Source organism: Lutimonas saemankumensis, from assembly GCF_020171465.1.
Taxonomy (GTDB): Bacteria; Bacteroidota; Bacteroidia; order Flavobacteriales; family Flavobacteriaceae; genus Lutimonas; species Lutimonas saemankumensis.
Genome location: NZ_JAIUZR010000003.1, coordinates 91,776 through 105,211 on the forward strand (window position 1 = coordinate 91,776; position 13,436 = coordinate 105,211).

A 13,436-nucleotide genomic window follows, 5' to 3' on the forward strand; every position below is an offset into this window, starting at 1 on the left:
TTAGGGGACAGATAAGTAAACTGTTTTCGAAATGCTGACTAAAGTTTATGGAAGTGCCGTGGTTGGAATTCACGGTGTTTTGGTTACCGTTGAGGTTAATATCGACAGGGGAATTGCATACCATCTTGTAGGATTGCCGGATAATGCCATTCGAGAAAGCGGTTACAGAATTTCAGCAGCTTTAAAGAATTCGGGGTTTAAATTTCCTGGAAAAAAAATTACTGTTAATATGGCCCCGGCCGATCTGAAGAAGGAGGGAGCTTCTTATGATTTAACCATTGCCTTAGGGATCATGGCCGCTTCCGGCCAGATAAACAGCTCACGATTAAAGGATTTTATAATCATGGGAGAATTGTCATTGGATGGCAGTATCAACTCTATAAGCGGTATACTCCCCATTTCCTTGATGGCCAGAAGTAAAGGGTTCAAAGGAGTCATTGTTCCTTATGATAACGGCCAGGAGGCCAGCCTGGTTAAGAGTTTGGAGATATATCCCATGCGAAACCTAAAAGAGGTTATTGGTTTTTTAAGTGGAAAGGAATCTGTGGAGCGATTTCAAATTAACCCGGATCATACTGAGAAGAAGGATTTACCTGAAGATGATCTTGATTTTGCGGATGTCAGAGGCCAGTCGATGGTAAAAAGGTGTATGGAAATTGCTGCTGCTGGAGGACATAATCTTATGCTAATTGGCCCTCCGGGGGCGGGAAAGAGCATGATGGCAAATCGTCTGACAACGATTTTACCACCAATGACACGTAAAGAAATGCTGGAAACGACAAAAATCCACTCCATTTCGGGCAGAATAAAAGGCGAAAAGGGATTGATTCGGAGCCGTCCATTCAGGGCTCCACACCATACCATCACCAAAGCCGGCTTGGTCGGGGGTGGATTTTATCCAAAACCAGGGGAAATGTCCCTGGCACATAACGGAGTTCTTTTTCTCGATGAATTACCTGAATTTAGCAGAAGTGCGTTAGAAGTATTGAGACAACCACTTGAAGAAGGTGAACTCACTATTTCAAGGGTCAAACTAAAGGTGACTTATCCCAGTAATTTTATGTTTGTGGCAAGTATGAATCCGAGTCCCAATGGGAACTTTGCTGTAAAGGGTCAAGGCATAAATTCTATGTTAAGTATGAAGCGATATTTAGGTAAAATATCGGGGCCCTTATTGGATAGAATTGACATGCATATCGAGGTGCAACCGGTTCCGTTTGAAAAACTCTCTGATCAAAGCAAAGAAGAATCCAGCAGGATGATTCGAGAGAGGGTTATTAAAGCACGTGAAATTCAAAACCGAAGATTTTCAAGTATGGAAAGGGTGCATTGTAATGCCCAGATGAACGTAAAACATATTCGTGTCCATTGTGAATTAAATGAAGAATCAAAAAGAATATTAAAAAGAGCTATGCAAAACTTAAATCTGTCAGCCAGAGCTTATGATCGAATTTTAAAAGTTTCGAGGTCTATTGCAGACTTGGAAGGATTTGAATGCATTTCTTCCGACCATTTAAAGGAGGCTATTCAGTACAGAAACTTGGACAGAGAAGGGTGGCTGATATGATAATAAGACTGTAAATAATTGTCATTCAGACATTTATAGTAGAAATTGCAATTTTATTATCTTTGTCTGAATTAATACACTTGAAATTGTCATTACTGCTCAGAAAAATATTAAATAATAAAGGAATCAGTTTGATTGCGAAGTCTTTGATTCTAATTGTATTGGTTTCATGTAATGGAGATGATGCCAATGTGGCTCGTGGCAATGAAGTTAATACGACAAATCTTGAAGGAGTAAATATCAATATGGCTACTTTTGATATGTCACCAGAGGAAATTACGATTGTAGAATTACCTCAACGGGCAATTTCCCGCCCTGAAACCACTACAGGTATACCTCACGTTCAGATTGGTGTTGAACCTGTTGCTGAAGTTAATGAAGAATTAATTCGAAGAGTTTTTTCCATACCTGGAATTGAGAATCAAACATCGGTTGTAGGGGGTTCACATGGAATGTGGTTAACTGAAGAAATAATCGTTTTTGAGCCCAATTTTATTGGAGGCCGCGAATTTGGTCACATTCATGATGATGGTAGTTTGCATATCTTTTTGGAACCATCCCGAAGTTTTGAGGCAGTAGAAAAGGGCTGGGCCACTTATCATCCCTTTGCGCTTGAAGGCAGAGAAGGATGGGAAGGATTTGTCTTGCTATATACACCTCAAACAATGGAAGAGCTCGACTGGACATTTCAGCTTATCCTTGACGGGTTTAATTATGTCACAGGACAAAATCTAATGGCTGCAGATTATGAATGATCCGTGTAATTTTCTTGTTTAAAGTCGAACCTTCATAGAAAAAACACATCGTTCTCTTTTCCCATTACCACTACAAAATTCAGGTTTTTATTTTCAACGTTTTCATTGAACATTGCTTCCAATTGTTCATCTGAATTTGTCGGATCGTGATGGAAGAGAACCATTTTTTTTACTTTGGAGAGATTTCCAAATTCAATGGCATCTTTGATTGAGCAATGCCCCCAGCCAATGCGACGATCATATTCCGCACTATCGTACTGGGCGTCATGAAAAAGTAAATCAGCCTCTTTCGCAATATTAAATCCGCTGCACCATTCGGCTGAATTTGGAAAGTTGCTTGAACCCAACAACGGTTCGTGATCGGGCATGTAAGAAATGATAATATTATCTATTTCACATCGGTAGCCAACAGTAGGGCCCGGATGGCATATATATTCTGATATAACTGTGATATCATTTATATTAAAAGTTGTGTTTTCAATTTCATTTATCTGGATATCCGCTGGTAATTCCTTTAATCTCACAGGAAAAAGAGGAGGTGAAAAATAGCGCATGAGCTTGCTGATAAAACTTTCCATCGAGCCCGAGGGCCCCCAGATCTTTACTTTGCAGTCAGGGTCATAGAGCGGAGAAAAATAACCCAGGCCCATGATATGGTCCAGGTGTAGATGCGTAAGAAGAATGTTAACCTCTTTAATGTTCTCGGGAAGATTTCTACCAAGCCTTATAATGCCTGACCCTCCATCCAATATTAAACAAGTATTTTTATGCTCAATCTGAACGCAGGAGGTATTTCCGCCAAAAAATAATTTATCAGGCCCGGGAGATGGCATAGAGCCCCGGCAACCCCAGATTGTGATTTTCATTCTTCCTTTGTTTTCCAAAATATTGCTATTCCACCCATGAATCGATGAGGCCGCCCCATAATAGGGAAGGAGGTGACCGAAATTTTATGATTTTTTCCTTTCAAACTCTCGATCCAGAATTCGCCATGAGCAGGTACCTGCTTTGAAAGGGTTTTAACCAGGGGTAGTTCTTCAGGAGGAAGTATATTTCCCTCATCATCTCTTGGAGTAAAAATAGAAGACCATTCAGCAACCGGCATAGTACCTGTTTCCTCATATCGCAATCCGAGTAATTTTTCCGCAGATTCATTATAAAAAATGAGGTTTCCAATCGTGTCTACAATAAAAACAGGAGTCGACAATGAATCTGCCAGTTGGCGGCTTAAAATGACTTCAATTTCCCTGGATCGCATGGCTTAGTTTGATTTAATCTTGAAAACAGTGTCCGGAAGTTCCTTCTTAAAAAGGGTTCCGTGAAAAAGGCCTGAGGATCTTCTTCCAAGTTTCCAGCACTTTTAAAGATAGTAATTATTTGGAATATTTAATCGGAAACCTTCTGTTTATTGACAAAATAGTCTTGTAATCAGTCTTTTACAATTGCGATGATCCGAAGGGGTGCTCCGCTTCCTCCTTTTATTTTCATAGGCAGGGCGATGATCTCAAAATCCGTATCGGGCAGTTGATTCAGATTTGTAAGATTTTCAAAGGCAGGAATGTTCTCAGAGAGTAGGATCACATGGCTCTGAAAATCCTGTGATTGTCCAAAATCGATACTTGGGGTGTCAATTCCAATGGCATTTATATTTCTTTCTTTGACCAGCCATGCTGCAGCTTGAGGAGAAAGCCCGGGAAAATGCAAAAGGGCAATGGCGTCGTTTCCTCTTTGATCGGTACCTAAATATTTTTCTTTTTGGGGATAGTACTCAGCATGTCCTGTTTGAAGTAGCACGATTGCCTTTTCAGGAATGGTCATGTTGTGTTCTTTCTCCCAGTTCAGGAAGTCATCAACGCTGATCAGGTAATCATTGTTATTCATCGCATTTGAAGATATGTCTACTTTTACAGCTTTCCCAATAAGTCGTTCTAAAGGTATTTCATCTACAGTCTGGGCGCCTTTAGCAAAATGAATGGGTGCGTCTATATGTGTGCCTCCGTGTTCCGCTGTGCTAAAATTATTGGCTGCATAATAATACCCTTTATCTGTTTCTCCCATAAAAACCGTATCAAGTTCAAATTCTTTTGCTGTTACCCAATAGATTGTTTCCTTGGAGTAATCATGTGACAGATCAATTATTTTTAGCTGTTTAGAAAATGTATCTCCCTCATCAGGTTGATTTTCTTGTTGATTTGTATTGTCGCGGCATCCTGTTATGCCCATCAATAAGATGGCCACTAATAGCGTTTTAAAATTCATGACATAATGATTTATCGTAAATATAACCAAATTTCGCAGCCTTTAAAAGGGTGGTAGTTTTGATACTGGTTCATTTTAAATCGAATTCAGTTCCTTGAGATCGAATAATTTGTTTTATTTTCGGTATTCAAGCCTATGGTCAATTCTATCCTAAACAAATCTTTTTCCAGAGCCAGGAAAATTACTTTTCCTCGAGATGCAAAAATTATATTTTTCAGTGATTTGCATAAGGGAGATAACAGTTATGCCGACGATTTTAGAAGCAATATGCAAATCTACTCTCATGCCATGGAGTCGTATTTTGAAAATGGTTTTACTTATATAGAATTAGGAGACGGCATTGAATTGTGGGAGAATAAATCTTTTAGGCCTATATACGAAACTTACAGGCCTATTTTTGAATTATTGAAACGATTCTACGAAAAAAGGAGACTTTATCTTATCTGGGGCAATCACGACATGGAATTTCGTGATCCCATCATGGTAGAAAAAGTGATGCGAGCTTTTTTTACTCCCAAGAATATAGCCGATAAAGACGCAATTTTTGATCTCAAATATGATGAAGCTCTTTTACTGGAGTTTGAAAATAGTAACAGGTCTATATTTGCCATTCACGGACATCAGGCTGATTACATGAATTACAAACACTGGAAGTTCAATCGGTTTTTTGTCAGGTATTTTTGGAAGTATCTTCAAAAATGGTTTGGAATTAATGATCCTACCAGTCCCGCCAAGAATTTTAAGGGCCTTGTGAGGGTAGAGAGAAAACTAAATCAATGGATTGTAAGGAACAATCAACAAATGCTTATCTGCGGGCATACGCACAGGCCAAGATTTCCCGATCCGGGTGATATTCCCTTGTTCAATGATGGAAGTTGCGTTCATCCTAATTCAATAATCGGAATTGAAATTGAAGATTTTTCCATTTCTCTTGTAAAATGGCACTATAAGGAGGCTGAAGACCCAGGGGAGTCTGAATCATCTGAGAGATCAATTATAAAGACAATTTTAGAAGGGCCAGTCTCGCTGGATAAGTTTCTCTGATCCCACGGCAAATATGACATTGCTTGTCGTCAAAATATAGTAAAGTTTGAGGTATCTTTGAGTATTGATCAGTGAAACATAAAGTAAATAAGTTCACAAGTATGTGAGAATTTCCCTAAAAAGAAACATTGATCAGGCGATTGAAAAAGAATTGTATAAGGAAGTATTAGATCTAAATACCTTGAAAAAGCAAACACCCTGATTCAGAAACAGGGTGCTTTTTTTTATACTGGTTTTCCATTTTCAAAAACAAGCCTTTCCAAAAGCTTTCCGCTTTCAGAAAAGGTTTCGAAGGTTCCGTCCTTCTTATTATTTTTATAATATCCGGAGGTCTTAAGCTGGCCTGAATCAAAATATTCTTCATAAGGGCCTTCTTTCGTGCCATTTTTCCAGGTGATCAGGATCTTTAGTTTTCCGTTGTCGAAAAAATCCTCAATGGCCCCTTCAAGCTTGCCATTTTCATAGTAGCCTTTTCGCCAAACATTACCGTTTTTATAATAAGTTTCAAAATAACCATCCTTGGCATTGAACTTGAAACTTCCTTTCACTTCCTGCTGGCCGTTATCATAGAATTTTTGATACTTCCCGTGTTTCTCACCATCTTTCCAAATGGATATTTCATTGACCTGTCCATTTGTGTAATAGGTGGTACTTTGCCCATGCTCAATTCCATTCAATAAAGTCCATTCACTTTTAAGGCTGCCATTCGTATAATTTTCATAAGCGATTCCTGTATATTTATCACCATCAAGGAGCAATACTCCATTTTTAAAACTAAAATGGGATCGCTCAATACGTGTTTTCTTTTCAGTACATCCCAATAACAGGGTTCCACCTAAAACTATGCTGAAAATTAAATTTTTCATATTCATATATCTTTTTATAACAACAATTCTAATGAAAATTATTCTGTCCAAATTTAGCTAATTCCTATTTGTAATTGTCTTGAAATGAGACATTATTTTATTCTTTTTAATTCCATGTTGGATCAGCTCCAGCACCTTTTCAGAAAAGTGATAAAATTAGTACTTAGGATTTTTTCAATATCGAATTCATTATAACCCCTGGATCTGAGTTTTTCAGGGATTTTTTGAAGATCTGCAATGGTGTCCAGATCTGAAGGGCATTGTTCCTTTCCAAATGCTCCGTCTAAATCAGTACCGATGCCCACATGATCAGCATTTCCTGCAAGCTGGCATATATGGTCAATATTATTTACCATAAGATCAAGTGTAACACCCATGGATTCCGGGGTAGATTCTCCTCTTATCCATCCCGGAACCATCATCCAGGCATCAAGAGCCATTCCGATTACTGCTTTCCTATTAATAAGTTCCATGATCTGGTCATCGGCAAACTGCCTGTTGTGATTTACGAATTTCCTGCAATTATTATGACTTGCCCAAATCGGCCCATCATAGTGATCCATGGTTTCCCAAAAACTTTGATCACATAAATGTGTTGCATCAAGGATCAATCCCAGTTCAGAAATCTTTTTTAAAAGATCTTTTCCTTTTTGTCCTATTCCACCAATAGAATCCGTTCCATGCGCATATGTTCCCGGACCGTAATGTGCCGGCCCAATGGCTCTCAGGCCCTGCTGCCAGGCTATTTCAAGATAATCGGGTGTAATTATTGAATCTGCCCCTTCCAGGCTGAGAATATAGCCTATGGGTGTCTCTGCCTGAGAGTTTTTCCAATTTACTAAATGCTCATCAAGGTCTTGCAGGTTTTTAATGGACCTTAACTGCCCGTCTTTTTCCATTTCCCTGTACCATGAGAGTTGGCCCTGAGTTTGAGCCCATGCCTGTTGAGGGGAGTTCCAGCCAGGTAAAGGGCTCCCTTTCTTTACATACCTTGCAATCTGGGTCGCAACACAGATTCCGATATTACCCCTTCGCATTTCTTCAAAAGTAACTGTATTTAAACCTCTGTCGGGTTTGTCTGTCATGCCTGCTTCACTCTTTCTGATGTCGTTAATATTCCACCTGAGGTCCCGGTTCCATTCCAGGGCGTTCATAGAGAGGTCCAGATGTGCGTCGAAAATCAGCATATGTCGTTTATTTGATTCGTATATATTTTTCTACGATATAGCGATCAAGCCCTGCTTCTTCAAGTTTCTCATGCCCTTTTTGAATCAGGGAATCTCCCTTTATCTCCACCTCAAATGGGAACACGTGACCTCTGTAGTCTGGTGAAGCTATGAAATTCAGGGTTTCTTTATACGATTTTCCATCAAAGGTATAACTTCCCCCACCAGCCATAAAATTTTCACTGCTGCCTCGGTCTTGGTTGAAAAAAGCAAAATGAGTACGATTAATGATTTTTATGAAATCCGTATTCCCCAGGTCTTTAATCTGTAGAGAATCGTTTTCAAATATGTCTGCATAGACAAGTTTCCAGGAGCCTTCGATTTGGTTCATCACTTTTTCCGGTTCATTAACTTTTTCATCTGTTTTTTGAGAACAGCTACTTATTATGATAAGTATAAACAAAAGATTTACAATTTTTTTCATTTGATTATTTAATGTTTTACTTTATTAATGATCTCTGGCACCTATTATCCACTGGCCAGTGATTTTATTATTATTTACTGTAATTAGTGAGTGGTACTTGGTTACCGTGGGGCAAATATGTTTCGGCACCGCATATAGTTCTGATCCAATAGGATATTGATCCGGATTTGTACATTTTAACACCAAATGCTCTTCACTTTGGCTTACCTGGGACAAATCATGATTACCCAAGAACCTGACTCGTGGAAGAGGCATTTCAGATGCGACAGATTTGTGGCCCAGGTCAAGGCAGATTAAGTCATTTTCAGGTTTACTGATAACCCTTGTAATTAAAACAGCCGCATATTTAAATTTTAAATCTTGATAATTCTGAGCATACCCGTCATCCCACAGTAAGGGTGTTCCCGGGCTCAGCTCAACACTTTCTCTTTTTTGGTGTATTGGAAAAGTAGGGGTTCCTCCGGCAACCACAAACGGGACAGCAAATCCAGAGGATTCAAGTTTTAGTTTGAATGTTTCCACGGCTTCAAAGTCTGAGTTGCAGCGGGTCGTCCTGTCTGCTAAATTATTATCGTGAATGTGCCCGTCATAAACATGGATTCCTTTGAGGTCAATTGAATTTTCCTGTGAAGCCCTTTTATAAAGTGATTCTGCCTCTTTTCCCGGGATAATCCCTGTCCGGTTCATCCCATTGTTTATATCTATCCACAAAGCAATTTTTTTCCTTTCTTTTTTCGCTATACGTGCCAGTTGTTCCAGGGTTTCCCGGTTATCAAAAAGTGTTGAGAAGAGAGTTTTGGGATACTTTTCCTGAAGCCTGAAATAAGAATCTATTTCAGTTGCCACGGGTTGCATGGCTAAAAGTACATCAGGAGCACCACATTTTGCAAGAAGTTCGGCTTCTCTGTTAGTGGCACATTTAAATTTATCAATACCAAGCTTTAATTGCAGATCGACAATTTCAGAAGTTTTATGGGTCTTGATATGAGGCCGAAGCCTGCTGATATTGCCGGATAATTTACACATAAGTTCGGCATTATACTGTATCCTGTCAGGGTAGACCAGGAGCGAAGGACTTTTTATATTGCTGGTATCATTCAGCTGGTACCAATTGGGGTCTTTCATGATCGTCATTAATGCAATTCAAACATGGCTTCAACCTCTACAGGGATTCCATCCGGAAGCATCATCCCAACGGCACTTCTTGCGCCGATTCCATGTTCATTTCCAAATACCTCTGCCATTAACTCACTAAAACCATTCATAACCAGAGGATGGCGCTGGAAATTCGGAGTTGAATTGACCATTCCCAACACTTTTACAACTCTTTTGACTCGATCAATATCCCCAAAATGAGTGATAATTGTAGAGAGCATGGTAAGTCCTACTTGCCTCGCGGCTTTATAGCCGGCCTCAATATCCAGGTCCTCACCAACTCTTCCCTGCATGAGTGTGCCGTCAAAGTTAACCGGAGCCTGTCCGGAAACATAAAGGTATTTGTCAACGACCAGAATGGGCCTGTAAACACCTGCAGGCTTTGGAGGTGGAGGGAATTTCAGCTGAAGTTCCTTAATTTTTTGCGATACTGTATTTTCCATAGTGTCTGTATTTTAGATAAATAGATTTAAAATAAGTACTCCGATTATCCCTATGACTCCCACCATTGTTTCCATAACTGTCCAGGTAGAAAGTGTTTCTTTTACGGATAAGTTAAAATATTCTTTAAAAAGCCAGAACCCACCGTCATTGACATGGGAAAGCATAAGACTTCCGGATCCAATAGCCAGAACCATTAATTCTGGTTGAACACCTGTCCCGGACACAAGAGGTAAAACTATTCCGGCGGCGGTTAATCCTGCTACCGTGGCCGATCCAATGCACACTCTCAGGAGTGTCGCAATAAGCCAGCCCAGTATAAGGGGTGATATGCTTGAATCCCTGAGTATGTTGCCAAGATAATCACTTACCCCGCTATCCACAAGGATTTGTTTTAAGGCTCCGGCTCCGGCAATGATCAACAGGACCATCGTAATGCTCGAAACAGATGCTGCCACAGAGTCCATCACTTCTTTCATTTTTTTTCCTCTGGCAAGTCCAAGCGTATAAATCGCAACCAAAACTGACAATAACATGGCCATGACCGGATTTCCAATGAATAATATAAGTTTTCGGGCCGGGAAATCGGCAGGCAGTGCGTAGTCGAGCACAGTTGAAAGGCCAATCAGTATTACGGGTAGGAGCGCTGTGAAAATACTGACGCCCATTTTGGGCATTTCCTCATCCTTTAGAACAACCGGATTGTAAAATTCGGGTAAGGGAGTGGCAACTACTTTTTTTATGGTTCTTGCAAACAAGGGACCCGCGATAATGATGGCCGGTATTGCCACGATTATTCCGTAAAGCATTGTTTTTCCTATACTTGCGTTAAACATTCCTGATATAGCCGTTGGCGCCGGGTGAGGAGGTAAAAATCCGTGTGTAACCGAAAGAGAAGTCAGCATTGGTAAGCCAACATAGATAAGCGGCAGGTTGGTTGCTGCCGCCACTGTAAATACCAAAGGTATGAGTATGACGAACCCAACTGTGTAAAACATGGGGATACCAACAATAAACCCAGCCAGGACAACTGCCCATTGAATATATTTAATTCCGAAACTGTCAACTAACTTGGTCGTGATTCGCTGAGCGGCACCGCTCACTGCCACCAGTTTGCCCAGCATGGCTCCCAATCCAAGAATCAGCACAAGAAACCCTAGTGTATTTCCAATTCCTGATTGAATTGAAACAATCACGCTTTCCAGTTCCATTCCCTGAAGTATTCCAACCAATAGACAAACAATGATAAAAGAAAGAAAAGCATTCAGTTTAAATACCGCTATAAGTAAAAATAAAAGGATGATTCCGGTAATGGCAATTAGTAGAGGCATAGCTTGATTTTAAGGATTGAAAAATGATTACGCTAAAATAAAAATTAAAACGGTCAGAATACATATCTATAGACAGAAGGATTAAAGTTGTCGACTAATGGTTGTAAATCGACGGAAGGGTTGAAAATTTTTATGCAATACCTGTAGTCTGAATTGAGAAAATCAAGGCGGGTTTGAATGATGAAATTGGGCTGAAATTTAAGATGAGTGTAAATAATTTGGACCTTGACACGAGGAAGAGGAGTTCTTTTTTAGTAATTTAAGTTAAGAATTAAGTAAAATCAACAAATATTTGAAAAACATGAAATTAAGTGTTTATTATAAAAAATATCTATGATTGATTTTATGGGTAAATTGGTCTGTGAATTGGAAAATTAATCGAGTTTTCTAAGGAAATTTTCCAATTCCGAAATGAGAAATTTTCGGGGTAAATATTCAGGATCGGATGCGTGCCGTATCGCAATAAACAGATAGATGATTTCGACGAAATTAAATGGATCGGTTGATATTCAAACTAAGGAAAAGGATTACAATAGGCCCAGAATTGTAATTTCTTTTTTGAGTTGGGAAGGGTTTTTAAAATGTATAGTATTAAAATTCAGATCATTAGCTTTGTTTATATTATCAAAGCTGTCATCGATAAACAAGCAGTTTTCAGCTTGAAGATTGAATCTTTCCAGCGTAATATTATAGATTTTATCAAAGGGTTTTCGGGTCTTTTCCTTTCCTGAAACAACGATATCTTCAAACAGACCCAGGCAGGCATATTTCCGTTTTGCTATGGGAAATGTTTCAGCACTCCAGTTTGTAAGAGCATAAAGCTTTACTTTATTTAATCTTTTTAACTCATTTAAAATAAGAACAGTATCTTCTATTTCTCCGATAATCATTTCTTCCCATCGATCAATAAAAGCTCTGATTTCCATTTTGTATTCCGGATACTTTTGAATCAACAGATCGCAGGCAACATCAAAACTTCTTCCAGCATCCTGTTCCATGTTCCATTCCGGGGTACAGACATTTTGAAGAAACCATTTCATTTTTTTTTCATCACTTGGAAAAATTTTCCGATAAAGGTATTCAGGGTTCCAGTCTATCAGGACCCCACCAAGATCAAAAATAACGGTTGTGATTCCTACGGACATTTTAGAGTTCGTTTTTTGGATTTGTTCTGTCGGAATTTTCCATCAAAAATGCCTTGATGAAATTATCAATTTCACCGTTCATCACGGCATCAACATTTCCGGTTTCTTCTCCGGTTCTTACATCTTTGACCAATTTGTAGGGATGCATGACATAGTTGCGTATCTGAGAGCCAAAGTCAATTTTCATTTTTCCCGCTTCGATACTGTCCCGTTTTTCTCTTTGTTTTTGCAATTCGATCTCATACAACTGGGACTTTAACATCTGCATCGCTTTTTCCCGATTTTCCAGCTGTGATCTCGTTTCAGAGTTTACAACCATGATACCTGACGGTTTATGCCTTAAAATGGCCTTGGTTTCCACTTTATTCACATTTTGTCCACCGGCACCTCCGGATCTGGCAAAGTCCCAGGTGATATCTGCCGGATTAATATCGATCTCAATGGTTTCATCTGCCATTGGGTAAACATAAACTGAAGCAAAAGAGGTATGTCTCTTGGCATTACTGTCAAAAGGAGAAATCCTTACCAGTCGGTGGACACCGTTCTCTCCTTTTAGATAACCAAAGGCATATTCTCCGTCTATCTCGAGGGTCACGGTTTTGATTCCTGCAACGTCTCCCTCCTGATAATTCAGTTCTTTGATTTTAAAACCTTGTTTTTCACTCCACATCATATACATACGCATCAGCATCTGCGCCCAGTCGCAACTTTCCGTTCCTCCGGCACCTGCTGTGATCTGAAGGATCGCACTCAGGCTATCGCCTTCTTCTGACAGCATATTTTTGAATTCCAGAGATTCTAAAAGCTCCAAAGTTTTATCAAACTGAGAGATGACATCCTCCTCTGAAGCCTCATCCTCCTTAAAAAACTCGAAAAGTACGCTAAGATCTTCACCATCTGAATTTATTCGATTGTAATCCTCAACCCATTTCTTTTTTCCTCTCAAAACCTTCATTACTTTTTCGGCTTCTTTTGGGTTGTTCCAGAATTCAGGGTCAGATGCTTTTTCTTCTTCATTCGAGATTTCAATCAGTTTCTTGTCAATCTCAAGATAATCCTTGAGGTTTTCAATGCGCTGTATAACGTCTTTTATTTGATCCGATGTTACCATGAGGCAAAAATAAACTAAAAATTGACATTGAGATTTTTAGGAAATTCAAATTGTTGACTTATTTTTATTCCCTGTCATTAGAATCAAAGGCATTTAAAAATTATTGGCAAAA

14 protein-coding genes are annotated in these 13,436 nt (G+C 39.3%); 3 read left to right on the plus strand and 11 right to left on the minus strand.

Going from position 1 to position 13,436, the window contains the following annotated elements:
• The first annotated feature begins 31 nt into the window (after window positions 1–31).
• A complete protein-coding gene (locus LCM02_RS01755) occupies window positions 32–1,567 on the plus strand; it encodes a YifB family Mg chelatase-like AAA ATPase (RefSeq protein WP_224926595.1) in 1,536 nt (511 codons plus the stop codon).
• A gap of 80 nt (window positions 1,568–1,647) precedes the next feature.
• On the plus strand, window positions 1,648–2,322 hold the full coding sequence (locus tag LCM02_RS01760) for a luciferase domain-containing protein (RefSeq protein WP_224926596.1): 675 nt from the start codon (window positions 1,648–1,650) through the stop codon (window positions 2,320–2,322).
• Window positions 2,323–2,354: 32 nt separating this feature from the next.
• On the opposite strand, the gene LCM02_RS01765 is transcribed toward LCM02_RS01760, so the two are convergent.
• The 3 genes from LCM02_RS01765 to LCM02_RS01775 form a co-directional block, all read right to left on the minus strand.
• The gene (locus LCM02_RS01765; protein WP_224926597.1) at window positions 2,355–3,188 is read right to left on the minus strand and encodes an MBL fold metallo-hydrolase; all 834 of its coding nucleotides are present in this window, start codon (window positions 3,186–3,188) and stop codon (window positions 2,355–2,357) included.
• Window positions 3,185–3,580, minus strand: coding sequence for a PAS domain-containing protein (locus tag LCM02_RS01770; RefSeq protein ID WP_224926598.1), 396 nt, complete (start codon window positions 3,578–3,580; stop codon window positions 3,185–3,187). Before LCM02_RS01770 ends, LCM02_RS01765 begins: the two co-directional genes overlap by 4 nt.
• A gap of 170 nt (window positions 3,581–3,750) precedes the next feature.
• Entirely contained in the window at window positions 3,751–4,581 is an 831-nt protein-coding gene (locus LCM02_RS01775) for a cyclase family protein (protein WP_224926599.1), read from the minus strand.
• Between the two features lie 135 nt (window positions 4,582–4,716).
• On the opposite strand from LCM02_RS01775, the gene LCM02_RS01780 reads away from it, so the two are divergent.
• Window positions 4,717–5,625, plus strand: coding sequence for a metallophosphoesterase (locus tag LCM02_RS01780; RefSeq protein WP_224926600.1), 909 nt, complete (start codon window positions 4,717–4,719; stop codon window positions 5,623–5,625).
• A 224-nt stretch (window positions 5,626–5,849) separates the two neighbouring features.
• Here the strand turns inward: LCM02_RS01780 and LCM02_RS01785 are convergent, their stop codons facing one another.
• From LCM02_RS01785 to prfB, 8 genes are all read right to left on the minus strand, one after another.
• Window positions 5,850–6,491 carry a toxin-antitoxin system YwqK family antitoxin gene (locus tag LCM02_RS01785; protein ID WP_224926601.1) on the minus strand — a complete coding sequence of 214 codons (642 nt, stop codon included), beginning with the start codon at window positions 6,489–6,491 and terminating at the stop codon, window positions 5,850–5,852.
• Window positions 6,492–6,613: 122 nt separating this feature from the next.
• The gene (locus LCM02_RS01790) at window positions 6,614–7,678 is read right to left on the minus strand and encodes a dipeptidase (protein ID WP_224926602.1); all 1,065 of its coding nucleotides are present in this window, start codon (window positions 7,676–7,678) and stop codon (window positions 6,614–6,616) included.
• A 7-nt stretch (window positions 7,679–7,685) separates the two neighbouring features.
• Window positions 7,686–8,141: a hypothetical protein gene (locus LCM02_RS01795; RefSeq protein WP_224926603.1), complete on the minus strand. Its 456-nt coding sequence runs from the start codon at window positions 8,139–8,141 to the stop codon at window positions 7,686–7,688.
• Between the two features lie 24 nt (window positions 8,142–8,165).
• Window positions 8,166–9,266 carry a D-TA family PLP-dependent enzyme gene (locus LCM02_RS01800; RefSeq protein WP_224926604.1) on the minus strand — a complete coding sequence of 367 codons (1,101 nt, stop codon included), beginning with the start codon at window positions 9,264–9,266 and terminating at the stop codon, window positions 8,166–8,168.
• Window positions 9,267–9,274: 8 nt separating this feature from the next.
• Entirely contained in the window at window positions 9,275–9,739 is a 465-nt protein-coding gene (locus LCM02_RS01805) for a RidA family protein (protein WP_224926605.1), read from the minus strand.
• 12 nt (window positions 9,740–9,751) lie between these two features.
• Complete coding sequence (locus tag LCM02_RS01810; RefSeq protein ID WP_224926606.1) at window positions 9,752–11,068, minus strand: gluconate:H+ symporter; 1,317 nt, start codon at window positions 11,066–11,068, stop codon at window positions 9,752–9,754.
• Window positions 11,069–11,595: 527 nt separating this feature from the next.
• The gene (locus LCM02_RS01815; protein WP_224926607.1) at window positions 11,596–12,213 is read right to left on the minus strand and encodes an HAD family hydrolase; all 618 of its coding nucleotides are present in this window, start codon (window positions 12,211–12,213) and stop codon (window positions 11,596–11,598) included.
• A gap of 1 nt (window position 12,214) precedes the next feature.
• Entirely contained in the window at window positions 12,215–13,324 is a 1,110-nt protein-coding gene (prfB, locus tag LCM02_RS01820; RefSeq protein WP_224926608.1) for a peptide chain release factor 2, read from the minus strand.
• Between the last annotated feature and the right edge of the window lie 112 nt (window positions 13,325–13,436).